The organism is Pseudomonas sp. PHC1, from assembly GCF_046487845.1.
Classification (GTDB): Bacteria; Pseudomonadota; Gammaproteobacteria; order Pseudomonadales; family Pseudomonadaceae; genus Aquipseudomonas; species Aquipseudomonas sputi.
Genome location: NZ_JBJXHJ010000016.1, coordinates 109,465 through 135,296 on the forward strand (window position 1 = coordinate 109,465; position 25,832 = coordinate 135,296).

24 protein-coding genes are annotated in these 25,832 nt (G+C 60.4%); 14 read left to right on the plus strand and 10 right to left on the minus strand.

Annotated elements, in window-relative coordinates; translation table 11 throughout:
- The first annotated feature begins 2 nt into the window (after window positions 1-2).
- The 6 genes from gatC (at window position 3) to ACKJSM_RS19670 (ending at window position 5,219) form a co-directional block, all read left to right on the plus strand.
- Window positions 3-290, plus strand: coding sequence for an Asp-tRNA(Asn)/Glu-tRNA(Gln) amidotransferase subunit GatC (gene gatC / locus ACKJSM_RS19645; RefSeq protein WP_236178129.1), 288 nt, complete (start codon window positions 3-5; stop codon window positions 288-290).
- 16 nt (window positions 291-306) lie between these two features.
- Window positions 307-1,758, plus strand: coding sequence for an Asp-tRNA(Asn)/Glu-tRNA(Gln) amidotransferase subunit GatA (gene gatA, locus ACKJSM_RS19650; RefSeq protein ID WP_410238590.1), 1,452 nt, complete (start codon window positions 307-309; stop codon window positions 1,756-1,758).
- Window positions 1,759-1,768: 10 nt separating this feature from the next.
- Entirely contained in the window at window positions 1,769-3,214 is a 1,446-nt protein-coding gene (gatB, locus tag ACKJSM_RS19655; RefSeq protein WP_114881417.1) for an Asp-tRNA(Asn)/Glu-tRNA(Gln) amidotransferase subunit GatB, read from the plus strand.
- Between the two features lie 145 nt (window positions 3,215-3,359).
- The gene (locus tag ACKJSM_RS19660) at window positions 3,360-3,734 is read left to right on the plus strand and encodes a septal ring lytic transglycosylase RlpA family protein (RefSeq protein ID WP_236178127.1); all 375 of its coding nucleotides are present in this window, start codon (window positions 3,360-3,362) and stop codon (window positions 3,732-3,734) included.
- A gap of 46 nt (window positions 3,735-3,780) precedes the next feature.
- Entirely contained in the window at window positions 3,781-4,842 is a 1,062-nt protein-coding gene (locus ACKJSM_RS19665) for a calcium/sodium antiporter (protein WP_410238591.1), read from the plus strand.
- Entirely contained in the window at window positions 4,839-5,219 is a 381-nt protein-coding gene (locus ACKJSM_RS19670; RefSeq protein ID WP_150595055.1) for a carboxymuconolactone decarboxylase family protein, read from the plus strand. Before ACKJSM_RS19665 ends, ACKJSM_RS19670 begins: the two co-directional genes overlap by 4 nt.
- A gap of 9 nt (window positions 5,220-5,228) precedes the next feature.
- Here ACKJSM_RS19670 and ACKJSM_RS19675 read toward each other — a convergent pair whose 3' ends face one another.
- The 5 genes from ACKJSM_RS19675 to kdgD all read right to left on the minus strand — a co-directional run bounded on the left by ACKJSM_RS19675 (window position 5,229) and on the right by kdgD (window position 11,798).
- A complete protein-coding gene (locus ACKJSM_RS19675) occupies window positions 5,229-6,170 on the minus strand; it encodes an AEC family transporter (protein ID WP_410238592.1) in 942 nt (313 codons plus the stop codon).
- A 188-nt stretch (window positions 6,171-6,358) separates the two neighbouring features.
- Window positions 6,359-7,912, minus strand: a complete 1,554-nt coding sequence (gene garD, locus ACKJSM_RS19680) for a galactarate dehydratase (protein ID WP_410238593.1) — start codon at window positions 7,910-7,912, stop codon at window positions 6,359-6,361.
- A gap of 11 nt (window positions 7,913-7,923) precedes the next feature.
- A complete protein-coding gene (locus ACKJSM_RS19685) occupies window positions 7,924-9,288 on the minus strand; it encodes an MFS transporter (protein ID WP_236178123.1) in 1,365 nt (454 codons plus the stop codon).
- Between the two features lie 97 nt (window positions 9,289-9,385).
- On the minus strand, window positions 9,386-10,825 hold the full coding sequence (locus ACKJSM_RS19690) for an aldehyde dehydrogenase family protein (RefSeq protein WP_039769256.1): 1,440 nt from the start codon (window positions 10,823-10,825) through the stop codon (window positions 9,386-9,388).
- A 61-nt stretch (window positions 10,826-10,886) separates the two neighbouring features.
- Window positions 10,887-11,798: a 5-dehydro-4-deoxyglucarate dehydratase gene (kdgD, locus tag ACKJSM_RS19695; RefSeq protein ID WP_011332448.1), complete on the minus strand. Its 912-nt coding sequence runs from the start codon at window positions 11,796-11,798 to the stop codon at window positions 10,887-10,889.
- Between the two features lie 233 nt (window positions 11,799-12,031).
- Here kdgD and ACKJSM_RS19700 point away from each other — a divergent pair, with 233 nt between their 5' ends.
- From ACKJSM_RS19700 to ACKJSM_RS19720, 5 genes are all read left to right on the plus strand, one after another.
- Window positions 12,032-13,330 (plus strand): phospholipase, encoded by a 1,299-nt coding sequence (locus ACKJSM_RS19700; RefSeq protein ID WP_410238594.1) that lies wholly within the window; start codon window positions 12,032-12,034, stop codon window positions 13,328-13,330.
- 11 nt (window positions 13,331-13,341) lie between these two features.
- The gene (locus tag ACKJSM_RS19705; RefSeq protein ID WP_236178120.1) at window positions 13,342-13,533 is read left to right on the plus strand and encodes a hypothetical protein; all 192 of its coding nucleotides are present in this window, start codon (window positions 13,342-13,344) and stop codon (window positions 13,531-13,533) included.
- Window positions 13,534-13,635: 102 nt separating this feature from the next.
- A complete protein-coding gene (locus ACKJSM_RS19710; protein WP_236178119.1) occupies window positions 13,636-14,010 on the plus strand; it encodes a hypothetical protein in 375 nt (124 codons plus the stop codon).
- Between the two features lie 247 nt (window positions 14,011-14,257).
- On the plus strand, window positions 14,258-14,542 hold the full coding sequence (locus tag ACKJSM_RS19715; protein WP_410238595.1) for a hypothetical protein: 285 nt from the start codon (window positions 14,258-14,260) through the stop codon (window positions 14,540-14,542).
- A 90-nt stretch (window positions 14,543-14,632) separates the two neighbouring features.
- Window positions 14,633-14,854 (plus strand): hypothetical protein, encoded by a 222-nt coding sequence (locus ACKJSM_RS19720; protein WP_236178117.1) that lies wholly within the window; start codon window positions 14,633-14,635, stop codon window positions 14,852-14,854.
- 3 nt (window positions 14,855-14,857) lie between these two features.
- On the opposite strand, the gene ACKJSM_RS19725 is transcribed toward ACKJSM_RS19720, so the two are convergent.
- The 4 genes from ACKJSM_RS19725 to ACKJSM_RS19740 all read right to left on the minus strand — a co-directional run bounded on the left by ACKJSM_RS19725 (window position 14,858) and on the right by ACKJSM_RS19740 (window position 19,377).
- A complete protein-coding gene (locus ACKJSM_RS19725) occupies window positions 14,858-15,607 on the minus strand; it encodes a FadR/GntR family transcriptional regulator (RefSeq protein WP_236178116.1) in 750 nt (249 codons plus the stop codon).
- Window positions 15,608-15,737: 130 nt separating this feature from the next.
- Window positions 15,738-17,465: an ABC transporter ATP-binding protein/permease gene (locus ACKJSM_RS19730; RefSeq protein ID WP_236178115.1), complete on the minus strand. Its 1,728-nt coding sequence runs from the start codon at window positions 17,463-17,465 to the stop codon at window positions 15,738-15,740.
- Window positions 17,466-17,561: 96 nt separating this feature from the next.
- The gene (locus tag ACKJSM_RS19735; RefSeq protein WP_003221630.1) at window positions 17,562-18,122 is read right to left on the minus strand and encodes a response regulator transcription factor; all 561 of its coding nucleotides are present in this window, start codon (window positions 18,120-18,122) and stop codon (window positions 17,562-17,564) included.
- The gene (locus tag ACKJSM_RS19740) at window positions 18,115-19,377 is read right to left on the minus strand and encodes an ATP-binding protein (RefSeq protein ID WP_007953651.1); all 1,263 of its coding nucleotides are present in this window, start codon (window positions 19,375-19,377) and stop codon (window positions 18,115-18,117) included. Before ACKJSM_RS19740 ends, ACKJSM_RS19735 begins: the two co-directional genes overlap by 8 nt.
- Before the next feature lie 655 nt (window positions 19,378-20,032).
- On the opposite strand from ACKJSM_RS19740, the gene ACKJSM_RS19745 reads away from it, so the two are divergent.
- Window positions 20,033-20,749, plus strand: coding sequence for an SIMPL domain-containing protein (locus ACKJSM_RS19745; protein ID WP_236178114.1), 717 nt, complete (start codon window positions 20,033-20,035; stop codon window positions 20,747-20,749).
- Window positions 20,750-20,935: 186 nt separating this feature from the next.
- On the opposite strand, the gene ACKJSM_RS19750 is transcribed toward ACKJSM_RS19745, so the two are convergent.
- Entirely contained in the window at window positions 20,936-21,295 is a 360-nt protein-coding gene (locus ACKJSM_RS19750; RefSeq protein WP_410238596.1) for a DUF6124 family protein, read from the minus strand.
- An 851-nt stretch (window positions 21,296-22,146) separates the two neighbouring features.
- Between ACKJSM_RS19750 and ACKJSM_RS19755 the strand changes: the two genes are divergently transcribed.
- On the plus strand, window positions 22,147-23,748 hold the full coding sequence (locus ACKJSM_RS19755) for an ABC transporter substrate-binding protein (protein WP_236182904.1): 1,602 nt from the start codon (window positions 22,147-22,149) through the stop codon (window positions 23,746-23,748).
- Between the two features lie 260 nt (window positions 23,749-24,008).
- A complete protein-coding gene (locus ACKJSM_RS19760; RefSeq protein WP_236182903.1) occupies window positions 24,009-25,634 on the plus strand; it encodes an ABC transporter substrate-binding protein in 1,626 nt (541 codons plus the stop codon).
- Window positions 25,635-25,832 lie beyond the last annotated feature (198 nt).

Consider the following 25,832-nt stretch of genomic DNA (forward strand, 5'->3'; position numbering starts at 1 on the left):
CGATGGCGCTAGAACGCTCCGACGTGGAAAAAATCGCTCATCTGGCCAGCCTTGGCCTTGATGACGCCGATCTTCCACACATCACTTCGGCCCTCAACAGCATTCTCGGGCTGGTCGACGAAATGCAGGCGGTCAATACCGACGGTATCGAACCGCTGGCCCACCCGCTGGAAGCCAGTCAGCGCCTGCGCGCCGACGTCGTGACCGAAAGCAATAACCGCGAGGCTTATCAGTCCATCGCACCAGCGGTCGAAAACGGCCTGTACCTGGTTCCGAAAGTCATCGACTAAAGGGAAAGAGCCTGCAATGCATCAATTGACTCTGGCCGAGATCGCCCGCGGTCTCGCCGATAAAAAGTTTTCTTCCGAAGAGCTGACCAAAGTCCTGCTGGCGCGCATTACCCAGCTCGATCCGCAGCTCAACAGCTTCATCAGCCTCACCGAAGAACTGGCCCTCGAGCAGGCGAAAGCCGCCGACGCGCGCCGGGCCAAGGGTGAGAGCGGCGCCTTGCTGGGTGCGCCGATCGCCCACAAGGACCTGTTCTGCACCCAGGGCATCCGCACCAGCTGCGGCTCGAAGATGCTCGACAACTTCAAGGCCCCGTACGACGCCACTGTGGTGTCGAAGCTGGCCGCCGCCGGCACCGTGACCCTGGGCAAGACCAACATGGACGAATTCGCCATGGGTTCGGCCAACGAGTCGAGCTGGTACGGCGCGGTGAAAAACCCGTGGAACCTCGAACACGTGCCCGGCGGTTCGTCCGGTGGTTCGGCTGCCGCTGTTGCTGCTCGTCTGTTGCCAGCCGCTACGGCCACCGACACCGGCGGTTCGATCCGTCAGCCGGCTGCGTTCACTAACCTCACCGGCCTGAAGCCGACCTACGGTCGTGTGTCGCGCTGGGGCATGATCGCTTACGCCTCCAGCCTCGATCAGGGCGGCCCTCTGGCTCGCACCGCCGAAGACTGCGCGATTTTGTTGCAAGGCATGGCCGGCTTCGATCCGAACGACTCCACCAGCATCGATGAGCCAGTGCCGGACTACACCGCCGGTCTGAACGGCTCGCTGCAAGGCCTGCGCATCGGTGTGCCGAAGGAATACTTCGGTGCCGGTCTCGACCCGCGCATTGCCGACCTGATCCAGAACAGCATTAAAGAGCTGCAGAAGCTCGGTGCCGTGATCAAGGAAATCAGCCTGCCGAACATGCAGCACGCGATCCCCGCTTATTACGTGATCGCCCCGGCAGAAGCGTCCTCGAACCTGTCGCGTTTCGACGGCGTGCGCTTCGGCCACCGTTGCGCAGACCCGAAGAACCTGGAAGACCTGTACAAGCGCTCCCGTGGCGAAGGCTTCGGTGCCGAAGTGCAGCGCCGGATCATGGTCGGTGCCTACGCACTGTCCGCCGGTTACTACGACGCCTACTACCTGAAAGCGCAGAAGATCCGTCGCCTGGTGAAGAACGACTTCATGGCGGCATTTAATGAAGTTGACGTCATCCTCGGCCCGACCACGCCAAACCCGGCCTGGAAACTCGGCGCCAAGAACAGCGACCCGGTCGCTGCCTACCTGGAAGACGTCTACACCATTACCGCCAACCTCGCGGGCCTGCCGGGCCTGTCGATGCCGGCCGGTTTCGTCGACGGTCTGCCGGTCGGCGTGCAACTGCTCGCTCCGTATTTCCAGGAAGGCCGTTTGCTCAACGTTGCGCATCAGTATCAGTTGAACACTGACTGGCACACTCGCACCCCAACCGGCTTCTGAGGAGACACACATGCAATGGGAAGTCGTGATCGGGCTGGAGATTCACACCCAGCTCACCACCCGGTCGAAAATCTTTTCCGGTAGTTCCACCCAGTTCGGCTCCGAGCCGAACACCCAGGCCAGCCTGATCGATCTGGGCATGCCCGGCGTGCTGCCGGTGCTCAACCAGGAAGCGGTGCGCATGGCAGTGATGTTCGGTCTGGCGATTGACGCCGAGATCGGTCAGCACAACGTGTTCGCCCGCAAGAACTACTTCTACCCGGACCTGCCGAAGGGCTACCAGATCAGCCAGATGGAGTTGCCGATCGTCGGCAAGGGCCACCTGGACATCGCCCTGGAAGACGGCACGGTCAAACGCGTCGGCATCACCCGCGCGCACCTGGAAGAAGACGCCGGCAAGAGCCTGCACGAAGAATTCAGCGGCGCCACCGGCATCGACCTGAACCGTGCCGGCACGCCGCTGCTGGAAATCGTTTCCGAACCTGACATGCGCAGCGCCAAGGAAGCCGTGGCCTACGTCAAGGCGATCCACGCGCTGGTGCGTTATCTGGGCATCTGCGACGGCAACATGGCCGAAGGCTCGCTGCGTTGCGACTGCAACGTGTCGGTCCGTCCGAAAGGTCAGGTCGAGTTCGGCACCCGCTGCGAGATCAAGAACGTCAACTCGTTCCGCTTCATCGAGAAGGCGATCAACTCCGAGATCCAGCGTCAGATCGACCTGATCGAAGACGGCGGCAAAGTGATCCAGCAGACCCGTCTGTACGATCCGAACAAGGACGAAACCCGTCCGATGCGCAGCAAGGAGGAAGCCAACGACTACCGTTACTTCCCCGATCCGGACCTGCTGCCGGTGGTCATCGAGGATTCGTTCCTCAACGACGTGCGCGCCACCCTGCCGGAACTGCCCCCGCAGAAACGCGAGCGCTTCCAGAGTGCCTTCGGTCTGTCGGCCTACGACGCCAACGTGCTGGCCACCAGCCGTGAGCAGGCGGACTACTTCGAGAAAGTCGCCAGCATCGGCGGCGACGCCAAACTGGCGGCGAACTGGGTGATGGTCGAGTTGGGCAGCCTGCTCAACAAGCAGAACCTGGACATCGAGGACTCGCCGGTTTCGGCCGAGCAACTGGGCGGCATGCTGTTGCGCATCAAGGACAACACCATCTCCGGCAAGATCGCCAAGGTGGTGTTCGAAGCGATGGCCAACGGCGAAGGCAGCGCAGACGAGATCATCGAAAAGCGCGGCCTGAAGCAGGTGACCGACACCGGCGCAATCTCGGCGGTGCTGGACGAAATGCTCGCGGCCAACGCCGAGCAGGTCGAGCAATACCGTGCGGCAGACGAAGCCAAGCGCGGCAAGATGTTCGGCTTCTTCGTCGGTCAGGCCATGAAAGCCTCCAAAGGCAAGGCCAACCCGCAGCAAGTGAACGAACTGCTGAAAAGCAAGCTCGAAGGCTGACGATGGCCCCGCGCCTGAGGATCGTTCCCACGCTCTGCGTGGGAATGCCGCCTCGGACGCTCCGCGTCCATTGCGGTATGACGCCGAGCGTCACGGGGTACATTTCCACGCGGGTGCGTGGGAACGATCACTTGGGAGCTTTTGAATGAAACGTCTGCTCGGCGCCTGCGCCCTGCTCTCTTTGCTGGCCGGTTGCGCCAGCACCGACACCATCGACCCGCACGGTTACGACCAGACCGGCGTCGCCTCCTATTACGGAGCCAAACACCACGGTAAACGCACCGCCAGCGGCGAAGCGTTCAACCAGAATGCCCTGACCGCCGCCCACCGCCAGTTGCCGTTCGGCACCCGGGTGAAGGTCACCAACCTGAAAAACGATGAATCCGTCGTGGTCCGCATCAACGACCGCGGCCCGCACACTCGTGGCCGATTGATCGATGTTTCACGGGCAGCGGCCGAACAGCTCGGTATGCTGCGCAGTGGAACCGCCCGGGTTCGCGTCCAGGCCCTCGACGACTGATGGAGCGTCCACCATTTTCGGACTGACCGACTTACCCCTGATCAGCGTGATCGAGTTGCTCAGCGGGCTGTTCCTGCTGATCGCCGGCGCCGAGTTGATGGTGCGCGCCGCCGTGCGCCTGGCCGCGCGCCTGCATGTACGACCGCTGATCATCGGCCTGACCATCGTCGCCCTCGGCAGCAGTGCCCCGCAAATGGCCGTCAGCCTGCAAGCCGTGCAGGCGCACACGCCCGACATCGCCGTCAGCAGCGTGATCGGCAGCAGCATTTTCAACATTCTCGTCACCCTTGGCCTGTCGGCGCTGATCATTCCGCTGCGGGTGTCGCGGCAATTGGTGCGCCTCGACATCCCGTTGATGATCGGCGCCAGCCTGCTGGTGTTTGTACTGGCGTGGAATGAAGAACTCGGGCGCTTCGACGGTATTCTGCTGCTCGGCGCCCTGGCGCTTTACCTCGGGCTGCTGCTGCGTCAGTCGCGGCACTCGACCCGTCCGCATACCCGTCAACCCGACGATCCGCAGGCGCCGTGGCTCACCAGCCTGCTGATGATTGTCGGTGGCCTGGGCATGCTCGTGTTTGCCGGGCACCTGCTGCTGGGCGCCGCCGTGGTCGTCGCCACTGACCTGGGGTTCTCCGAACGGGTCATCGGCCTGACGGTGGTCGCGGTCGGCACTTCGCTGCCGGAACTCGCCACCTCGCTCATTGCTGCGTTGCGCGGTCAACGGGACATCGCCGTGGGCAACGTGATCGGCGCCAACCTGTTCAACCTGCTTGGGGTGCTGGGCCTCACCGCGCTGATCGCACCGACACCGTTGTCGGTGTCGCCAAACGCGTTGGATTTCGACCTGCCGGTGATGCTCGGCGTCGCGTTGCTGTGCCTGCCGGTGTTCTATTCCGGCTACCGCGTGACCCGGGCTGAAGGCCTTTTGCTGCTTGGCTTGTACCTGGCGTACGGGCTGCACGTGGTGTCGTTCACCACCGGCATGCCACTGGCCGGCAAACTTGAGCGATTGATGCTGTTCTATGTGCTGCCGACGCTGCTGACGTTTCTGTTCTTCACGTCCGTCCGCGCCTGGCGCCGCCAACACCACAAGAGGGATGTGCCATGACCGAATCGAAGAAATCCGGGGTTGAAGTCCGCCGTCAGGTAATGGGCGACGTGTTTGTCGACCGCGCACTGGGTAACGCCACCGAGTTCACCCAACCGTTGCAGGACTTCGTCAACGAACATGCCTGGGGCGGTGTGTGGAATCGCGAAGGTCTGCCGCTGAAAACCCGCAGCCTGATCACCCTCGCCGCGCTGACCGCATTGAAGTGCCCGCAAGAGTTGAAAGGCCACGTGCGCGGCGCGTTGAACAACGGCTGCACCGTTGAAGAGATCCGCGAAGCGCTGCTGCATTGCGCGGTGTACGCCGGCGTACCGGCGGCGATCGATGCGTTTCGCGCGGCGCAGGAAGTGATCGACAGTTACCAGAAGCCCGAGTAACCGCCGGCCTCAGATCCACCCGCCCCACTGCAGGAAGAAGATCCCGACGTTAGTGGTGATCGCCGCCATCAATGTGGTCAGCACAATAATCGCCGCCGCCAGTTCATGGTTGCCCTGCGCCGCACGGGCCATGACAAAACTGGCGGCGGCGGTCGGGCTGCCGAAGTACAGAAACAGAATCCCCAGCTCCGCCCCGCGAAAGCCCCACAGCCATGCGCCCAGCGTGGCGATCACCGGCAGGCCGATCATCTTCACCAGACTTGAACTGAGCGCCATGTTGCCGCTCTTGCGCAGCGCCGCCAGCGACAGCGTGCCGCCGATGCAGATCAGGGCCAGCGGCAGCGTGGTCTGCGCCAGGTACTGACCGGAGGTTTCCAGCCAGCCCGGCAGACCGATCTTGAAATAAGCGAACGGCGCCGCCGCGATCACGCTGATGATCAATGGATTGCTGACCACACTTTTGCAGATGCTCCACGGGTCGGACTTGATCACCGGGCTGTACACCGCCAGCACGATGGTCGACAGGGTGTTGTAGAACAGGATCACCAGCGCCGCGAGAATCGCCCCGAGGGAAATCCCGTAGTCGCCATACATGCTCGCCGCCAGTGCCAGGCCGATGACCCCGTTGTTGCCGCGGAACGCACCCTGGGTATAAATGCCGCGATCTTCACGCGGACAACGGAAAATCGCCCAGCCCCAGGCCATGGCAAAACTGACCAGCGTGGCGAGGGCGAAATAGATCAGCAGCGCCGGCTGCAGCGCGGCGTGCAGGTCGGCATGCAGAATGCCGAGAAACAGCAGCGCCGGCATGGTGACGTTGAACACCAGCGACGAAGCCGTGTGGATGAAGTTGTCGTTGATCCAGTCGATACGCTTGAGCAGCACCCCCAGAAACAGCATGGCAAATACCGGCGCGGTGATGTTCAGGGTTTCGAGGAAGATAGCCAGCATGCCGGGGAGCCTTGGAGGTGAGCGTCGTTAGGGGCCTAATGATAAGCCACTTTCACCCTGATCGTTCCCACGTCGAAGCGTCGAACCGTCTGCGTGGGAATGCAGCCGGGGACGCTCCGCGTCCAAAATCGTGACGCGGAGCGTCACAGGAGGCGTTCCCACGCAGCGCGTGGGAACGATCAACAGACTCAGGTAATCGGCGCCGGATTGAACAACGTAATGTCGTTATGCAGCTTGTGCTTCTCCGCCCACGTCTGCTGCTTGCCGCTCGCCACATCCAGGTAGTAGTGAAACAACTCCCAGCCCAACTCCTCGATAGTCGCGCGCCCGGTAGCGATCCGCCCGGCATCGATGTCGATCAGATCCGGCCAGCGTTGCGCCAACTCGGTACGGGTCGAAACCTTCACCACCGGCGCCATGGCCAGACCATAAGGCGTGCCGCGCCCGGTGGTGAACACATGCAGGTTCATCCCCGCCGCCAATTGCAAGGTGCCGCAGACAAAGTCACTGGCCGGCGTCGCACAGAAAATCAAACCCTTCTGCTTGAAGCGTTCCCCAGGGCCGAGCACACCACTGATCGCACTGCTGCCGGATTTGACGATCGAGCCCAACGACTTCTCGACAATGTTCGACAACCCGCCCTTCTTGTTGCCCGGCGTGGTGTTGGCGCTGCGATCCGCTTCGCCCTTGGCCAGATAGCGGTCGTACCAGTCCATCTCGCGCACCAGTTCTTCGGCAACGGTTTTGGTCTGGGCGCGGGAGGTCAGCAGGTAAATCGCATCACGCACTTCGGTGACTTCGGAAAACATCACTGTCGCCCCCGCCCGCAGCAGCAAGTCCGAGGCGTAACCGAGCGCGGGGTTGGCGGTAATGCCGGAAAACGCATCACTGCCGCCGCACTGCATGCCCAGGATCAGCTCGGACGCCGGCACAGTTTCCCGGCGGCGCTGGTTAAGCTTCTTCAGGCGGACTTCGGCCAGTGCCATGATCTGCTCGATCATCTCGGTGAAACCGTGACTGGAGTCCTGCAAGCGATACAGCCAGGGCTCGCTCAGATCCACCGAGGCATCGTCCTCGTGCATCACCTGCCCGGCCTGCAATTTCTCGCAGCCCAGACCGATGACCAGCGCCTCGCCGCCGAGGTTCGGGTTGCGCGCCAGATTGCGCACGGTGCGGATCGGGATGTAGGCGTCGGTGGCCGTGATGGCCACGCCGCAACCGTAACTGTGAGTCAGTGCCACCACGTCATCGACGTGCGGGTACTTGGGCAACAGTTCGTCCTTGATCCGCTTCACCGCGTGATCCAGCACCCCGGTGACGCACTGCACGGTGGTGGTGATCCCGAGGATGTTGCGCGTGCCGACGGTGCCGTCGGCGTTGCGATACCCCTCGAACGTGAAGCCTTCCAGCGGCGCGGGGGCGTCCGGCACTTCGGTGGACAGCGGCAGGCTGTCCAGCGGTGGCGCGGTCGGCATGCGCAGTTGATCTTCCTTGACCCAACTGCCCCGGGGAATCGGCTGCAACGCATAACCGATGATCTGGCCGTAGCGAATCACCGTGCCGCCCTCGGGGATATCCACGAGGCTGACCTTGTGACTCTGCGGCACAAAATCCACCGTCACCAGGCCATCGGCAAAGGCGGTGCCGGCCGGCACGCCCTGGTCGTTGACCACGACCACTACGTTGTCCCGCTCGTGCAGGCGGATGTAGCGCGGCGAGTCGGAATGTTCAATCAACTGCATGACGCCGCTCCTCAGGAATGCGCTTGAGACAATTTGCCGGTGGCTTCGGAACCGCCTTGGGTTGGCGGCTCTTTAAGGACCACACGTTTGATCGGGCCGACGATCACCAGGTAGCTGAACACCGCCACGAGTGCGTTGGCACCGACGAACACCAGCGCCCATTTGAACGAACCGGTGGAACTGATGATGTAGCCGATGACGATCGGGGTGGTGATCGAGGCGATGTTGCCGAAGGTGTTGAACAGACCACCACTCAGACCGGCGATCTGTTTCGGCGAAGTGTCGGACACCACTGCCCAGCCCAGCGCACCCACGCCTTTACCGAAGAACGCCAGGGCCATGAAACCGACCACCATCCATTCAACGTCGACATAGTTGCAGGCCACGATGCTGCTCGAAACCAGCAGGCCGGCAATGATCGGCGCCTTGCGGGCGAAGGTCAGCGAGTGGCCCTTGCGCAGCAGGTAATCGGAAATCACCCCGCCGAGGACGCCACCGATAAAGCCGCAGATCGCCGGCAACGAGGCAATGAAACCGGCCTTGAGGATGGTCATGCCGCGCTCCTGCACCAGGTACACCGGGAACCAGGTCAGGAAGAAATAGGTGATGCCGTTGATGCAGTACTGGCCCAGGTAAACGCCGAGCATCATGCGATTGGTCAGCAACTGGCGGATGTAATCCCACTTCGGGCCGTCAGCCTTTTTGCCTTGTTTCTGGTCCATGTCGACCATGCCGCCATTGTCGGCGATGAACTTCACTTCCGCTTCGTTGGCCATCGGGTGTTGACGCGGGCTGTGGATAACCTTCAGCCAGACCAGCGAGAACACGATGCCCAGAATCCCCATGACGATGAACACGTGCTCCCAGCCAAAGGAGAACACGATCCAGCCCATCAGCGGCGCGAACAACACGGTGGCGAAGTATTGCGCCGAGTTGAAGATCGCCGAAGCGGTGCCGCGTTCGGCGGTCGGGAACCAGGCCGCCACAATGCGCGCGTTGCCGGGGAACGATGGCGCCTCGGCCAGGCCCACCAGAAAGCGCAGCATGAACAGCGCGACGATGGCCGTGGACATGCCGAACTCACCGACGAAGCCTTGCAGCACGGTGAACAGCGACCAGGTGAAGATGCTCAGGGCATAGACTTTTTTCGAGCCGAAACGATCGAGCAGCCAGCCGCCGGGAATTTGCCCGGCCACGTAGGCCCAACCGAAAGCAGAGAAGATGTAGCCGAGGGTGACCGCGTCGATGCCGAGGTCTTTTTGCAAACTGGAACCGGCGATCGCGATGGTGGCACGGTCGGCATAGTTGATCGTGGTCACCAGAAACAGCATGAGCAGGATCAAATAGCGGACGTGAGTCGGCTTGGACGATTGCATGTAGATGTACTCCCACTGATTATTTTTATGCGGGTAAACATTCTTTGGTCTTGTGCCGCGCAAGGCCTTGGCAATAGCCCTGCGCGGGTGCAGCGACTTACGAACCGATGTAGCTGGTCTTCACGACCGTGTAGAACTCTTGCGCATAGCGGCCTTGCTCACGTGAGCCATAGGATGACCCCTTACGGCCACCGAACGGAACGTGGTAATCGACACCGGCGGTCGGCAGGTTGACCATCACCATCCCGGCCTGGGAATGACGCTTGAAGTGATTGGCGTACTTCAGCGATGTGGTGGCGATGCCCGCCGACAGACCGAATTCGGTGTCATTGGCCATGGCCAGCGCAGCCTCGTAATCGGCCACGCGGACGATGTTGGCCACCGGGCCGAAGATCTCTTCGCGACTGATGCGCATCGACGCTTCGCTGTCGGCGAACAGGGTCGGCGCGAGGAAGTAGCCCTCGGTGTCGCAGGTCACCAGAGCACCGCCGCTGACCAGACGCGCACCTTCGGACTGACCGATGTCGATGTACTTCATGTCCTGTTCAAGCTGTGCTTGCGATACCACCGGGCCGATGTCGGTGCCGGCCTTCAGCGCGTGACCGACCTTGATCGACTTCATGCGTTCGGCCATGGCTTCGACGAACTTGTCGTGAATCCCGGCAGTGACGATCAGTCGGCTCGAGGCGGTGCAACGCTGGCCGGTGGAGTAGAACGCACTCTGTACCGACAGCTCGACCGCCTGCTTGAGGTCGGCGTCGTCGAGAATGATCTGCGGGTTCTTGCCGCCCATTTCCAGCTGAACCTTGGCTTGGCGCGACACGCAGTTGACCGCGATCTGCCGCCCCACGCCGACGGAGCCGGTGAAGCTGATGCCGTCGACTTTCGGGCTGTTGACCAGCGCTTCACCGACCACGCGACCGCTGCCCATCACCAGGTTGAACACGCCGGCCGGGAAGCCTGCGCGGGAGATGATTTCGGCCAGGGCCCAGGCGCAACCCGGCACCAGATCTGCTGGCTTCAACACTACGCAGTTGCCGTAGGCCAGGGCCGGGGCGATTTTCCACGACGGGATGGCAATCGGGAAGTTCCACGGGGTAATCAGGCCGACCACACCCAGGGCTTCGCGGGTGACTTCGACGTTCACGCCCGGACGCACCGACGGCACGTAGTCGCCGGACAGACGCAGGCATTCACCGGCAAAAAACTTGAAGATGTTGCCGGCGCGGGTCACTTCACCAATGGCTTCCGGCAGGGTCTTGCCCTCTTCCCGGGCCAGCAGGGTGCCGAGTTCTTCGCGGCGGGCGAGGATTTCAGTGCCGACTTTGTCCAGCGAATCGTGGCGGGCCTGAATGCCCGAAGTCGACCACGCCGGGAATGCAGCGCGAGCGGCGTCGATGGCGGCATTGACTTGAGCCAGGTCAGCCTTGGCGTAATCGCCGATGGTATCGCTCAGTTCGGACGGGTTGATGTTCGCCGAGTAATCGTTGCCGGCGACCCATTCACCGTTGATGTAGTTGTCATAGCGCTTGGTCACGAATCATTCTCCTGACGCAAAAGGCCGCTGATTGCTCAGCGGCCTTGTTTATAGAGGTGTGTTACTGCGCACCTTGCTTGTCGATCAGCGCAGCGAGCATTTCGTACTCTTCGCCAGTCAGGTCGGTCAGCGGCGCACGCACCGGGCCTGCGTCATAGCCGGCGATTTTGGCGCCTGCCTTGACGATGCTCACGGCGTAACCGGCCTTGCGGTTGCGAATGTCCAGGTACGGCAGGAAGAAGTCGTCGATGATCTTGCCGACGGTGGCGTGATCTTCGCGGGCAATGGCGTGGTAGAAGTCCATCGCAGTTTTCGGGATGAAGTTGAACACCGCCGACGAGTAGACCGGCACGCCCAGCGCCTTGTAGGCAGCGGCATAGACTTCGGCGGTCGGCAGACCGCCGAGGTAGCTGAAGCGATCGCCGAGGCGACGACGGATCGACACCATCAACTCGATATCGCCCAGACCGTCCTTGTAACCGATCAGGTTCGGGCAGCGCTCGGCCAGACGTTCCAGCAGCGGCGCGGTCAGGCGGCAGACGTTGCGGTTGTAGACCACCACGCCGATGTTGACCGATTTGCACACCGCTTCAACGTGGGCGGCAACGCCGTCCTGGCTGGCTTCGGTCAGGTAGTGCGGCAGCAGCAACAGACCTTTGGCGCCCAGACGCTCGGCTTCCTGAGCGTATTCGATGGCCTGGCGGGTCGAGCCGCCGACACCGGCGAGGATCGGCACGCTGCTGGCGCAGGTGTCGACGGCAGTCTTGATGATTTCCGAATATTCGCTGGCAGCCAGGGAGAAGAATTCACCGGTGCCACCGGCGGCGAACAGGGCTGAAGCACCGTACGGGGCCAGCCATTCCAGGCGTTTGATGTAGCCCGCGCGATTGAAATCGCCCTGGGCATTGAAATCGGTCACCGGGAACGACAGCAGGCCGGCGGAGAGGATGGACTTCAGTTCTTGTGGATTCATTATTCGAACACCCTGGTAGCAACGTTTTTTTTGAGTGGACCGTTCAGCCTTCGCTGAAGTTGTAGGTCATCGTACAACTTAAAAGATAACCGTCAACTGCATTTCATCGCTGGGAGGATTTTTTGTCGGACAGGATTTCTTTTTGACGTAGGAGATTTCTCGACTAGGCTCGATTTAACTGTATATACATACAGCTAAATAAAACCTGCCGACGACATATCAAGGAGAAAGAAATGTCCGGTCTTCAAACCACATGCGTTGAAAAAACCACACCGGTCATCGCCCGTTTCGATGATCTTTTCACCCCCGGCGGCATCGCTTTCAGTGCAGAGAATCCGCATATGCTGTTGCATATCGCCGACTCGCACAGCGATGTCGCCCCCGTCGCCCCCCTGCCCGCTCACGCCTTGAAGGGCAAACCGCAGTTGCGCTTCGAAGGTGCGGAACACACGGTTATCGGCGATAACACCTTGCTGCGTTTCGTTGAAAATGCCGAGCCGGTACTGGCGCAAAACGTGCCCCTGCATCTGCCGAACGGGTTGGCGCTGACCTACGGCCAGGTACTGGCACTGGGCGGTGATTTCTATGGCGTCGTTGATCGGCCGATCAACGAAGGCGCTTCTGCGGCAGATCGCCTTCAGCGCTTCACGGCAGCCTTCGACACCCTCGCCGCGCTCCCGGCTTCAAAGGCCGAAGCGACACAGATTCTCGCGATCATGCAAAAGGAGATCGACGCGGTTAAACAGGCGATCAAGGACGGCAAGCAACCTCATGAGGCCTACGACGCTTTAGGAGATACGTTGTCGGAAGAGTGGAACAAAATCACCGGCGGCGGCAGTTTCGTCTCGGCACTGTTCCCGCTCGGCCGCTATCTGAAACTGGCGGCGAACAACGCCGACCATTTCGGCGAATGGGCCCGACTGGCCTACATCGCCGGGCACACCGTTGCGCTGCAAACCGCCGCTGCCGCCCACGCCAGCCAGGACGAACGGCAACTGGAACGGGCCTACGCGATGAATGCGTTCGCCGACCACTACCTCACCGACCTGTTTTCCTCCGGACACTTGCGGGTGCCACGCAAGGCCATGGCCGCCGCGGTGACGCCAAGCGATCTGGGCTCGCTGATCACCCGTTTCATGCACGACGAAGACAGCAAGTTCGGGCTCAAGGTGCGCAACGGATATGGTGAGCAATGGCGGGCGTTCGGTGACAAGCGCTACTTCGATGCCGCGGACATCGACAACCGCCATCAGGTGAATCAAGCCGTACAGGATTCGGCGGACGAGGTGTATGCCGCTTATTCAAGCGGCAACGTGCCGACCACCTTCAACGCGCTGCAACGACTGCCGGACCTGACCGCCGTGCTGGATCCGGCCAACAATTTCTCGCCACTGTTCCGTCTTCAGGGCAATAAGGTCCTGCGGCGCAAGGACGTCAACAACCTCAACGACACCTCCACCGTCGACGACTGGTGGGGCTGGAGCACTTACCTGCTGCTCAAGGACTATCACCCGACCGGCAACACGAATTAAGGAGCGATTCGATGACCATCAAATTGAAACTGGAACTGGCCTCGGGCCAATCAATGAAAGGTGCGCCGCTGCAATTGCTGCGCGATGGCGTGGCCATCGCCCGGGCGTCGGTGGATGCTCAGGGTCAGGCAACGTTCGACGTCCGGCCCGCCCCCGGCAAACTCGCGGTCAGGGTCGATCGTTCGATTCTGCCCAAGCGCTGAAATGCCCGGACAAGATTGCCCCGGCGCGCCTCACCGATTCGCCGGGTAGAGTGCGACGACTGCCGCGAAGGATCGCAGCAGATCTTTCAAGGAGAGCGAAACATGACGTTTGCCGCGGCACACCTTCCGCAATTCCCCGATCACGCCAGCGACTCGATCATCCTGCGGCTGTCGACGCTGGATGACCACCTGATCGTTCGCGTGCCCGATGGCCAGGACACCCCGCCGAACTGGGATGTATATCCGATCCTCGGCGATGATCCGGAAGATCCTGAATGGCAGGGCCTGTCGGAGCCGACCGGCGTCTGGGATGACGCACTCGATGACATGGTCGGCCTGACCGGAATCGAGCTGAGCATCCCGAAGTTCGAGCTGGAAAAGTACCTGAACAGCACCGTCGAGCTGCGCTACAAATTTGCCGATGAATCCAGTCTGGAGCCGTGTTCGGAGCCGTTGAAACTCTACATCGAGTCCTGATCCTGCCATTGCGCGTAGCCCTGGCACGCCATTCCAAATGATATCGACCGTTCATCGAGACTGTTATTTCTAACAGGTGCCGTGCACATCCATTCCCGGATTCAATCGCTGAGGAGTTAACGAATCGGCTCCGCCAGCGCAACAAATGGCTGCGCTCTTGAAAGGGTTCAAACGGATGTGAAAAGGAGTTTGATCATGACTGCACAAGTCAAAGCCTTGGCGGCGCCGAAGCTCAAGGAAGCCAAGAATGGAGTACTTAAAAGCCGCTCACGGTGTCGTGCCGCCTTTCCCTCAAGCCGCTGTTGGCGACAGGATTACGATGCACGTGCAGACCTCGACCGGAAACGAATGGGCAAACTCCCATGTACTGACCACCGTCGAGATGGGAGACCCCGTTATCTTCGTCATCTCCAAAGATGTCTTTGAGAAAAAACTTGTTCCCGGTGCCAAGGCCGATCTGCATTACACCGTCACCAGAAACAACGGTAGCGCTGAGTCATCCCCGTTGCTGACAGTTCAACTCGAACACTAGGCAACCATTACCCCCGCGCCTGCGCCCCTCCTGGCCCGGGCGCAGTCGCTACTGGAACATTCAATAGTTACTGAACCAATGAGGGGTCATATGAACATTGTTCACCGATTCCACTTTCCTGCCGGAATCCAAAAGAGCCTGATAGAGATAAAGGATGCAACGACGTTCGACCTTCACGTCAATCGGGGGGACTGCATTGAATACGAAGGACTCCCGGGACAGCGCTTCAGAGTCGAGGAGAAAACATTCCTGCTCAACTTCGATGAGTCCATCGAACGCGTGGATTACCTCACTACCGAAGTGAAACCGTAACCCTCAGCCTTCCTGCGCCTGCGCCTCTTCATGTGCCTGGCGCAGTCTTTCCCGGCTGTTGGTCAAATGCAGGCGCATGGCCGCACGGGCGGCATCGGAATCCTGGCGGGCGATCGCGTCGTAGATTTCCTCGTGCTCACGGCTCAGGCGATTCATGTAGTGCTGTTGATCGTCATGGGCCAGGCGCGCTGAGTTCAGCCGCGTGCGCGGAATGATGCTGGTGCCCAGGTGAGTCATGATGTCGGTGAAGTAGCGGTTGCCGGTGGACAGCGCGATTTGCAGGTGGAACTGAAAGTCCGACGCCACGGCATCGCTGGCGTGGGCCACGCTTTCGTTTAGTGCATCGAGCGCAGCGCGCATGGCGGCCAGTTGTTCGGTGCTGCGGCGCTGCGCGGCGAGGCCGGCCGATTCGACTTCGAGGCTGATACGCAATTCGAGAATGGCCAACACGTCACGCAGAGTCACCACGGTCGCCGGGTCGATACGGAAACCGCTCGGGCTCGGCGTATCGAGCACGAAGGTGCCGATGCCATGACGAGTTTCCACCTGCCCCGCCGCCTGCAACCGGGAAATCGCCTCGCGCACCACGGTGCGGCTGACGCCATGGGCTTCCATGATCGCCGACTCGGTCGGCAACTTGTCGCCGCGCTTGAGCAGGCCGGCGCGGATCTGCTCGGTCAGCACCGTCACCAGTTCCTGAGCCAGGCTACGGCGCTTGCGAGGGAGTCGCGGGGTGTCGATCAGGTTTTCCATGGTCTGCATCTTGTCTCGAAAATTCGGCTTGTGGGCATCATAGCTCAAGCGGGTTGTACGATCACTTTCCGTTTCCACACACATCCTGGGGAGCTGGCAAGCCAGCGCCCACAGGGGAAGTGTGGATATATCAGGCGGTCACGTTCTGCTCAACCAGGTGACCACTGTCGATGCGCACATGCCGTGGATGGAAGCGCTTGAGACTGCTGCGATGGCCGACGCTGACGATGCTCAGGCCCGGCAACTGGTCGATCAGCGCCTGATACAGCGTGGCTTCGTCTTCTTCATCCATCGCCGACGTCGCTTCGTCCATGTACAGCCATTGCGGTGCATAGAGCAGCGCGCGGGCGAAGGCCAGACGTTGTTGTTCACCCGGCGACAACATGCGCTGCCAGTGATTGGCCTCGTCCAGTCGAGCCACCAGATGCGGCAAGCGGCAGGTCTCCAGCACTTGTGCATAACGCTCAGACGCGTAGGTGTCGCCCGGTTGTGGATAACTCAAGGCGTCCCGCAGGGTGCCGATCGGCAGATACGGCTTTTGCGGCAGGAACAGATAACGCGAAGCCGGCAAGCGAATGCTGCCGTGCCCGGCCGGCCACAAATGGCCCATCGCCCGCAGCAGCGTGGATTTACCACTGCCGGAACGACCGCTGAGCATCACCCGTTCGCCCTGCTCCACGGTCATGTCGGCGCTGGTCAGCAGATGACGACCGTCGGCCAGATCGAGGCCGAGGTTATGAACCTTCAGTTCGTCGCCCTGATTCTGCACATCAATGGCGGGGGCACGCTCTTCGTTGTCGGTCATCGCCTGGCGGAAGCTCAGCAGACGATCACAGGTGGCGCGCCACGCCGCGAGTTCCGCATAGGCGTTGATGAACCAGCTGAAGTTCTCCTGCACGTTGCCGAATGCCGAGTTGATCTGCATCAGCTCACCCAGCTCGATCTTGCCGGTCAGGTAACGGGGCGCTGCGACGATGAACGGAAAGATGACTGCGATCTGGCCGTAACCCGAGGTGAAGAACGTCAGGCGCTTGGACACGCGCATGATGTCCCAGAAGTTGTGCCAGACCAGCCCGAAGCGGTTGCTCAGGCGACGATTCTCGTTCGGCTCGCCGTTGTACAGCGCAATGCTCTCGGCGTTTTCACGCACCCGCACCATGGAGAAACGCAGGTCAGCTTCGAAGCGTTGTTGTTGGTTGTTCAGGCCGATCAGGCGTCGACCGATCAGGTGCGTCAGCCAGCTGCCGACCGCCGCATACAGCAGCGCACACCAGAACATGTAGCCGGGAATCTCGATGCCGAAGACTTCGATGCTGCCGGACACGCCCCACAGAATGATCGAGAACGATACCAGGCTGACCACCGTGCGGATCAAGCCCAGGGCCAGACTCAAGGTGTTGCTGGTGAAGGTATTGAGGTCTTCGGAAATCCGCTGGTCAGGGTTGTCGGTGTAGCCGCCCTGCTCCAGCTGGTAGTAGTTCTTGTGCCCGAGCCAGCGCTTGAAATGGTTCTCGGTGAGCCATGCCCGCCAGCGGATGGTCAGCATCTGAGTCAGGTACAAGCGATACACCGCGCCGAGGATCGCCACCGCCGCGATGCCGCAGAAATACAGGATCAACTGCCAGAACGCCGCCTCGTCCTTCTTCTGCAGGGCGTTATAGAAATCCTTGTACCAACTGTTGATCCACACCGAGATCGCCACGCTGAACAGCGTCAGCGCGATCACGGCGATCAGCAACGTCCAGGCCTTGCCCTTCTCTTCGCTGCGCCAATAAGGCGTGGTCATGGCCCACACCTTGCGAAAAAACTGCCCGCGCACAGTATCGTTGACCGCGGAATATTCAGCGTTCTGATTCATGGAAAAGGCTCGATAAAGAAAAGAACAGACACGCACCGATCATAGATGATCGGCGCGTTTTATCGCGAGGGCTGGCGATGGTCGTTCAGCGCAGGTTCAGCGACGAACCGGGCGTTTCTGCAGTTTGCGCTGCAGGGTGCGGCGGTGCATGCCCAGGGCGCGGGCAGTGGCGGAGATGTTGCCTTCGTGTTCGGTCAGCACGCGCTGGATGTGCTCCCACTGCAGGCGATCCACCGACATCGGGTTTTCCGGCACCAGGCTGTCGAGGTCGGCGTGCTCGGACAGCAGCGCTGCCAGCACGTCATCGGCGTCAGCCGGTTTGCACAGGTAATTGCAGGCGCCGCGCTTGATCGCTTCGACCGCGGTGGCAATGCTCGAGTAACCGGTGAGGATCACCACGCGCATTTCCGGGTCCAGTTCCAGCAGCTTCGGCAGCAGCACCAGACCGGAGTCGCCGTCCATTTTCAGATCCAGCGCGGCATAGTCCGGCAGATCGGCCTGGGCAATGGTCAGGCCTTCCTCGGCGGAGCCGGCGGTGCTGACGCGGAAACCACGACGGGCCATGGCGCGGGCCATCACCCGGGTGAAGGTCGCGTCGTCATCGACCAGCAGCAAATGCGGCAGTTCTTCGCCTTCGACTTGGATTTCGTCACTCATGTTGCTCTCCTCGGGCGCCGTGGGGCAGGCGCAGCTCGGTGAGCGTGCCGCCTTCCTCATGACTATAGAGTTTCACTGAGCCGCCGGCGCGTGTCACGCTGGCCTTGCTCAAAAACAGGCCCAGGCCGAAACCTTTGCCCTTGGTGGTAAAAAACGGTTTGCCGATCTGCTCGGCGATGGCCAGCGGCACACCGGCGCCATGATCGCGGATGCTGATGGTCAGGTCTTCAGCGGTCCAGTCCAGGGTCACCTGAAGGTTTTCCGGGCAGGCGTCGGCGGCGTTGTTCAACAGATTCAACAGTGCCTGGGTCAGATCCGGCGGCGGTGCCACACGCGGAAGCGGGCCCTGGCCCAAACGCTGGAAGCGATAACTGGCTTCCGGGCGCATCAGGTGCCAGCGATTGAGCGCTTCGTCGAGCCACTCGGTGACGTCCTGCATTTCCACCGCCATCCGGCGATTGGCTTCGGCGGCTCGCACCAGTTGTTGCAGGGTCTCCTTGCAGAGTTTCACCTGATCCTTCAGCACCTTCAGGTCTTCCTGAAGCATCGGGTCGTGATGATCCTGCTGCATTTCGTTGAGCAACACGCTCATGGTCGCCAGCGGCGTGCCCAGTTCATGGGCGGCGCCAGCGGCCTGAGTCGCCACGGCGAGCAATTGCTGATCGCGCAGGCCTTCTTCACGGCGGATCGCGCGCAACTCTTCCTGCCGACGCAGCTCTTCAGCCATGCGCGCGGCGAAGAAGGTAATCACCGCCGCTGCCAGCGCGAAGCTCAGCCACATGCCGTAGATCTGCAGGTTCTCCCGGGCGACCGGCAGGGTTTCCAGCGGGTAGAAATGCGTCAGCATCAAGGTGTACAAGGCCAGCGCAATGCCGGACAGCACCACCGAATAACGCCATGGCAGCGTCACGGCAGCAATGGTCAGCGGCACCAGATAATACGAAACGAACGGGTTGGTCGAACCACCGGAGAAATACAGCAAGGCACTGTGGATAACCAGATCGCAGGCCAGTTGCAACGCGTATTCGAGTTCGGTCACCGGCCACGAAGTGCGCAGACGCACGGCGGTGAACACACACAGCAAAATCGAACAGCCGAGGGTCATTACCAGCTGCACCCACGGCAACGGCAACAATTCCAGCCAGTAGGCCAGGCCCACGGAGCCGGCCTGCGCGGCAAGCACCAGGGTGCGGATGAAAGTCAGCCGCCAGAGGTTCTGGCGAGTCGCGGAAGTCAATTGTACGGGGGCGAGCATGAGCTCTCCTGATGAGCGCTCCAGGCGGATCGCACGGAGTATAACCAAGGCGCGGGCTCCAGAGGCGAAAGTGCGGCAAACGACCACATGGCGCAAAGATTTTCTGCCGCTATAAGGGCGCCTTCACTACGGGCGGTCACCGGCCTTGCACACAGCGACCTGACGCGCAAAAAACCGGCGATCTGCTCTTGAAAGCCGGTTTGCGGGACTCGTCAGTTTCCCATTCCGTACGACCCCTTTGTCTGCAGCATCTTCACGTGACTCCAACCCTCGTGCTCTGATCCAAATGGGCCGCCGACCTCGTTGTTATTGAGGAAAACCCAATACGAAAAATTGCCGGGACTTCGCTCCTGGAGCCGAACTGAATAACCTTGAGCGCCTGCATCTGCTCGTTCTTGTGCATTCATCTTCAATTTCCTTATTCGCAATTGTCGTGTTTGAAGCCGAGTGCAATGGCGGCTCACAAACATGCTCGATCCACCGACGAAATCCGTCTACTGTCAGAACCAACAGGTATCCCGTCCTATACGACGGACGGCGCACGCTCGCATCTGTATAGAAGTTGTAACTGGGCGAACCGGATCATAAAAGCTAGAGTCTGATGGTTTCACGCAGGCCCCCGAACCATCACCTGCGCCCTCATCAAGGAGCTTTCATGCACACATTTCGCCGCAGCGCCGCCCTTCTCGCCCTGACCGTCGGCAGCATCGCCAGCCTTCCGGCCCTGGCCGCCGATGAGCTGCACTACAACCAGATTTCCCTGCGCGCCGAAGTCAGCCAGGAAGTGGCCCGCGACCTGATGATCGTGACCCTCTACACCGAAGAACAAAACACTGACCCTGCCAAACTCGCCGCCGACGTCAGCACCACCATGAACAAGGCCCTCGCCCAGGCCAAGCAGGTCAAAGACATCACCCTGCGCCAGGGCAGCCGCAACAGCTACCCGATCTACGACACCAAGGGCCAGAAAATCACCGGCTGGCGTGAACGCGCCGAACTGCGCCTGGAAAGCGCCGACTTCGCCGCCCTGTCCAAACTCACCGGCGAGTTGCTGACCGACCTGAAAATGGGCGGCATGGACTTCGCCATCGCCGACCCGACCCGCAAGGCCAGCGAAGACCAACTGCTCAAAGAAGCCGTCACCGCCTTCAAGGCCCGCGCCCAACTGGCTACCGACGCCCTGGGCGGCAAGGGCTACAAAATCGTCAACCTGAACCTCAACAGCAACGGCTTCCCGCAACCCTACATGCGCGCCCCGATGATGATGAAAGCTGCCGGCATGGACGCCGCACCGGTCACGCCTGAAGTCGAAGCCGGCACCAGCCAGGTCAGCCTGACCGCTGACGGCTCGATTGAAGTGTTGATGCAGTGATTGAGTGACGGCTGAATGAAAAACCGGCGAGCAGTGATGATCGCCGGTTTTTTTGTGCCTGGGATTTGTGTTGTCAGCTCTGCCGTCATCGCTGGCAAGCCCGCTCCCGCCAGTTCTGCGGATTTATTGAAATCGCGCACGACCCTGTGGGAGCGGGCTTGCCCGCGATGAACAATAACGTGGTCGTCAGGCTTGCGGATCAACCCGGTCCAGCGCGCGGTTCACTGCAAGCTCGGCCAGCATGATGATCTGCTGGATCCCGAGCGCCGTACTGCGCTGCGAACCGCTGAGCTCATTGGCGAAACTGCTCGCAATGGTACTGGCCGACGCCAGGGATTCGCAGGCGTTGGCCAGCAGGCTTTCGGTGTCGACGTTGGGCGTGACCATATACATCGTGCTCGGGCGCGGTTTGGAAGGGTTGGGGCACAGGTAATAGTCGAGGGCGCGTTTGATGGCTTCGCGGTTGCGGGCGAGGTCTTCGGCGCGCATGGCTTCTTCGAGGGGCGTGGGTGATTCGAGGGGTGGGTCGGGTATCAGCTTATCCATGTAGCAATTTCTCCAGGTTATGGAGCCACTTTTCCCGATCTCACTCGAAGAAGAGGTGGCAGCTATGTACGGGGTGAGATCACCGGTATGGATACCCGGCAGGACATTCGTCCACCCGTACACAGCCGCCATAAAGAATCGCGGACAGTCTAAACTGGCGGCGATTATGAAGGGGCTCGCACAAGTATCCAAATGAATAGCCGGGATCTCACTCCCGGTCGCTGAATTGGCAGCGACAACCAAAGACTAGAGACCGTGCTTCCGACGGACAACCTGAAAACCTTGTGGGAAGGTTCGATGAATCCAACACATCTTTAAACATCCGAAAATGGAACGCGGAGCGTCCCGGGCTGCATTCCCACGCGGCGCGTGGGAACGATCAAACAGTCCGCAGTTGCTTCCCGCTTCCCGCTTCCCACCACTCAACACGATGAGCGTTAGCTCGAGTAAAGCTCTTGATCTTTTGGCGACGTCGGAAGGCTGAGTGGAGGGATTTATCCGGGGGTGGGAGCGCAGCGACCGTTTGGCGAAGCCAAACACATCGAGAGGAGGTGCAGCGAAGCAAACCGTAGGCGATGCCCCCCGGATGAATCCCGGAGCGAAGGAACCCCGAGCCTCAGCGAGCGGGCCGAACGCAGGAGCAAGCGTTTTTGGTTACTTTTTAGGCGTTTGTAAAAAGTGACCCGCCGTAAGGGCGGAACCATAAACCGCAGCCCCCGAAGAAACGGATATGCCCAAAGAACGCCAGATATACCGAGATAGACGCACCCCCTCAAAAAACGATATTTCCGCCCCCCCCAAATCCCCGCTAACCTCAAGGAATAACCACCTAAAGACCCCACGGGCCACACATGCAAAGATCCACCCTGAAACCACTCCTGATCACCCTGGCCCTGACCGCCATAACCCCAATCGCCAACGCAGCAACGACCCTGGTGTATTGCTCCGAAGCCAGCCCCGCCGGCTTCGACCCCAGCCAATACACCAGCGGCACCGACTTCGACGCCTCTGCCGAAACCGTCTTCAACCGCCTCACCCAATTCAAACGCGGCGGCACCGAAGTCGAACCCGGTCTGGCAACCCACTGGGACGTCAGCCCGGACGGGCTCCAATACACCTTCCACCTGCGCCAAGGCGTGAAATTCCACACAACGGAATACTTCACCCCGACCCGAACCTTCAACGCCGACGACGTCCTCTTCACCTTCCAGCGCCTGCTCGACCCGGAGAACGCTTTTCGCAAGGCCTACCCCGCGGAATCCCCGTACTTCACCGACATGGGCCTGAACACCACGATCAAATCCGTGGAAAAACTCGACGAAAACACCGTGCGCTTCAACCTGAACAACGTCGACGCCGCCTTCGTGCAAAACCTCGCCATGAGCTTCGCCTCGGTGCAATCGGCCGAATACGCCGCCCAACTGCTGAAGGAAGGCAAAGCCGCCGACCTCAACCAGAAACCGGTCGGCACCGGCCCGTTCGTGTTCAAGCGTTACCAGAAGGACGCGCAGATCCGCTACGCGGCGAACAAGGACTACTGGAAACCCGAGGACGTGAAGCTCGACAACCTGGTGTTCTCGATCACCCCGGACGCCGCCGTACGCCTGCAAAAGCTCAAGACCGGCGAATGCCAGGTCAGCGGCTACCCGCGCCCGGCCGACATCGAAGTGATGGAAAAAGACCCGAATTTGCGGGTGTTGAAGCAGGCCGGTTTCAACCTCGGTTTCCTCGCCTACAACACCACCCATCCGCCGCTGGATCAGCTCAAAGTGCGCCAGGCACTCGATATGGCCATCGACAAACCGGCGATCATCAAGGCGGTTTACCAGAGTGCCGGGCAGTTGGCGCAAAACGCCCTGCCTCCCGCGCAATGGTCGTTCGATCCAGACATTAAAGACGCGCCGCACGACCCTGCAAAAGCCAGGGCGCTACTCAAGGAAGCCGGGGTTGCACCGGGTACAACCATCAACCTCTGGGCCATGACCGTGCAGCGCGCTTCGAACCCGAATGCGCGGATGTCGGCACAAATGATCCAGCAGGATTGGGAGAAGATCGGCATCAAGGCCAACATCGTCAGCTATGAATGGGGTGAGTACATCAAGCGTGCCAAGAACGGCGAACATGACGCGATGATCTACGGCTGGACCGGCGATAACGGCGATCCGGACAACTGGCTGGGGGTGCTTTACAGCTGCGCGGCGGTGAAAGGCAGCAACTACGCCAAGTGGTGCGAACCTGCCTACGACAAGCTGGTGCAGCAGGCCAAGGTATCCACCGATAAATCGCAACGGGTAAAACTGTATCAACAGGCGCAACTGATCCTGAAACAGCAGGTGCCGATCACGCCGATCGCCAACTCCACGGTGTTCCAGCCACTGCGCAAGGAAGTCACCGACTTCAAGATCAGTCCGTTCGGTCTAACCCCCTTCTATGGTGTGGGTATAAATAAGTAACACCCGGCCCCAATCCGGCGCGAATCACGCAGGTAGCGCACCGTTTTGGGGCTTAATTTGCACCGAAAAAACCAGTCGCAAACGGTCAAATGCGTCAGAAGTTATACGGATGCGACATTAAGGTACGTTCGTGCCACGCTTTGACGCCACCAGGCGCTCTGGATCTTGCATTGGGTATGGGCCCTGCATAAGTATCCGCAGGCACGACTCACGAGGTCGTACCTCACAACTAAAAAATGACAACAAATCATGAGGCCAACATGCTTAAACACGCGGTCATTCCGTTTTTAGTCGGCGCAGGCTTGTTAGCCTCCGCACCTTTCGCCACCGCTGCGACTAACCTGGTGTTCTGCTCTGAAGGCAGCCCGGCCGGTTTCGATCCAGGCCAGTACACCACCGGAACCGACTTCGACGCCTCCGCCGAAACGATGTTCAACCGTCTGACCCAGTTCGAGCGTGGCGGTACCGCCGTGATTCCTGGGCTGGCGACCAAGTGGGACATTTCGGATGACGGCCTGACTTACACCTTCCACCTGCGCGAAGGCGTCAAGTTCCACACCACCCCGTATTTCAAGCCGACTCGTGAGTTCAACGCCGACGACGTGCTGTTCACCTTCAATCGCATGATTAACAAGGATGACCCGTTCCGTAAGGCGTACCCGACCGAATTCCCGTACTTCACCGACATGGGGATGGACACCAACATCACCAAGATCGATAAAGTCGACGACCACACTGTCAAGTTCACTCTGAAAGAAGTCGACGCCGCGTTCATCCAGAACATGGCCATGAGCTTCGCGTCGATCCAGTCCGCCGAGTACGCAGCCCAGCTGCTGAAGGAAGGCAAGGCTGCCGACATCAACCAGAAGCCGATCGGCACTGGCCCGTTCGTGTTCAAGAGCTACCAGAAAGACTCCAACATCCGCTACACCGGCAACAAGGATTACTGGAAGCCTGAAGACGTGAAGATCGACAACCTGATCTTCGCCATCACCACCGACCCGTCGGTACGTATCCAGAAGCTGAAAAAGAACGAGTGCCAGGTCACCCTGTTCCCGCGTCCGGCTGATCTGAAAGCGCTGAAAGAAGACAAAGCGCTGAAGATGCCTGACCAGGCTGGCTTCAACCTGGGCTACATCGCCTACAACGTGATGGACAAGATCAAGGGCAGCGACGAGAAAAACCCGCTGGCCGACCTGCGCGTTCGCCAGGCACTGGACATGGCTGTGAACAAACCACAGATCATTGATTCGGTTTACCAGGGCGCCGGCCAACTGGCCGTCAACGCCATGCCGCCGACCCAGTGGTCCTACGACACCACCATCAAGGACGCCAAGTACGATCCTGAGAAAGCCAAAGAGCTGCTCAAGGAAGCCGGCGTCAAGGAAGGCACCGAAATCGTCCTGTGGGCGATGCCGGTGCAGCGTCCGTACAACCCGAACGCCAAGCTGATGGCCGAAATGCTCCAGTCCGACTGGAAGAAGATCGGTCTGAACGTGAAGATTCAAAGCTACGAATGGGGCGAGTACATCAAGCGCTCCAAGGGTGGCGAGAACCAGGCGATGATCATTGGCTGGAGCGGTGACAATGGTGATCCGGACAACTGGCTCAACGTGTTGTTTGGTTGCGACTCCCTGAGCGGCAACAACTTCTCCAAATGGTGCGACAAGAAATTCGACGGCCTCGTGAAAGAAGCCAAGCGCACCACTGACCAGGCCAAGCGCACCGAACTCTACAAAGAGGCGCAGCACGTCCTCAAAGATGCAGTCCCTATGACACCTATCGCTCACTCGACGGTGTATCAACCCATGCGCGCCAACGTGCAGGACTTCAAGATCAGCCCATTCGGCTTGAACTCCTTCTACGGCGTCAGCGTCAGCAAATAAAAAGACAGCGGCGACGTTTTCAGCGTCGCCGCTATTTTTTTGCCGAGAAGTAAGGAATTTGCCTACAGGCTTTTCCAGCCCGTCTGACCGGGATGGTTTAGGACGTGTCGCCTTTTCCTACGAGTCTTTAGGACTCAGCGCATTTACTGCCAGACCCACGGCCCCTACCGTCGGGTTCTGACCAGTGACTGCGTGGGC

Coding starts and splice junctions, on each gene's coding strand:
- gatC (WP_236178129.1), top strand. CDS start 3: ATGGCGCTAGAACGCTCCGACGTGGAAAAAATCGCTCATCTGGCCAGC.
- gatA (WP_410238590.1), top strand. CDS start 307: ATGCATCAATTGACTCTGGCCGAGATCGCCCGCGGTCTCGCCGATAAA.
- gatB (WP_114881417.1), top strand. CDS start 1,769: ATGCAATGGGAAGTCGTGATCGGGCTGGAGATTCACACCCAGCTCACC.
- ACKJSM_RS19660 (WP_236178127.1), top strand. CDS start 3,360: ATGAAACGTCTGCTCGGCGCCTGCGCCCTGCTCTCTTTGCTGGCCGGT.
- ACKJSM_RS19670 (WP_150595055.1), top strand. CDS start 4,839: ATGACCGAATCGAAGAAATCCGGGGTTGAAGTCCGCCGTCAGGTAATG.
- ACKJSM_RS19675 (WP_410238592.1), bottom strand. CDS start 6,170: ATGCTGGCTATCTTCCTCGAAACCCTGAACATCACCGCGCCGGTATTT.
- garD (WP_410238593.1), bottom strand. CDS start 7,912: ATGCAGTTGATTGAACATTCCGACTCGCCGCGCTACATCCGCCTGCAC.
- ACKJSM_RS19685 (WP_236178123.1), bottom strand. CDS start 9,288: ATGCAATCGTCCAAGCCGACTCACGTCCGCTATTTGATCCTGCTCATG.
- kdgD (WP_011332448.1), bottom strand. CDS start 11,798: ATGAATCCACAAGAACTGAAGTCCATCCTCTCCGCCGGCCTGCTGTCG.
- ACKJSM_RS19700 (WP_410238594.1), top strand. CDS start 12,032: ATGTCCGGTCTTCAAACCACATGCGTTGAAAAAACCACACCGGTCATC.
- ACKJSM_RS19705 (WP_236178120.1), top strand. CDS start 13,342: ATGACCATCAAATTGAAACTGGAACTGGCCTCGGGCCAATCAATGAAA.
- ACKJSM_RS19710 (WP_236178119.1), top strand. CDS start 13,636: ATGACGTTTGCCGCGGCACACCTTCCGCAATTCCCCGATCACGCCAGC.
- ACKJSM_RS19715 (WP_410238595.1), top strand. CDS start 14,258: ATGGAGTACTTAAAAGCCGCTCACGGTGTCGTGCCGCCTTTCCCTCAA.
- ACKJSM_RS19720 (WP_236178117.1), top strand. CDS start 14,633: ATGAACATTGTTCACCGATTCCACTTTCCTGCCGGAATCCAAAAGAGC.
- ACKJSM_RS19725 (WP_236178116.1), bottom strand. CDS start 15,607: ATGGAAAACCTGATCGACACCCCGCGACTCCCTCGCAAGCGCCGTAGC.
- ACKJSM_RS19730 (WP_236178115.1), bottom strand. CDS start 17,465: ATGAATCAGAACGCTGAATATTCCGCGGTCAACGATACTGTGCGCGGG.
- ACKJSM_RS19735 (WP_003221630.1), bottom strand. CDS start 18,122: ATGAGTGACGAAATCCAAGTCGAAGGCGAAGAACTGCCGCATTTGCTG.
- ACKJSM_RS19740 (WP_007953651.1), bottom strand. CDS start 19,377: ATGCTCGCCCCCGTACAATTGACTTCCGCGACTCGCCAGAACCTCTGG.
- ACKJSM_RS19745 (WP_236178114.1), top strand. CDS start 20,033: ATGCACACATTTCGCCGCAGCGCCGCCCTTCTCGCCCTGACCGTCGGC.
- ACKJSM_RS19750 (WP_410238596.1), bottom strand. CDS start 21,295: ATGGATAAGCTGATACCCGACCCACCCCTCGAATCACCCACGCCCCTC.
- ACKJSM_RS19755 (WP_236182904.1), top strand. CDS start 22,147: ATGCAAAGATCCACCCTGAAACCACTCCTGATCACCCTGGCCCTGACC.
- ACKJSM_RS19760 (WP_236182903.1), top strand. CDS start 24,009: ATGCTTAAACACGCGGTCATTCCGTTTTTAGTCGGCGCAGGCTTGTTA.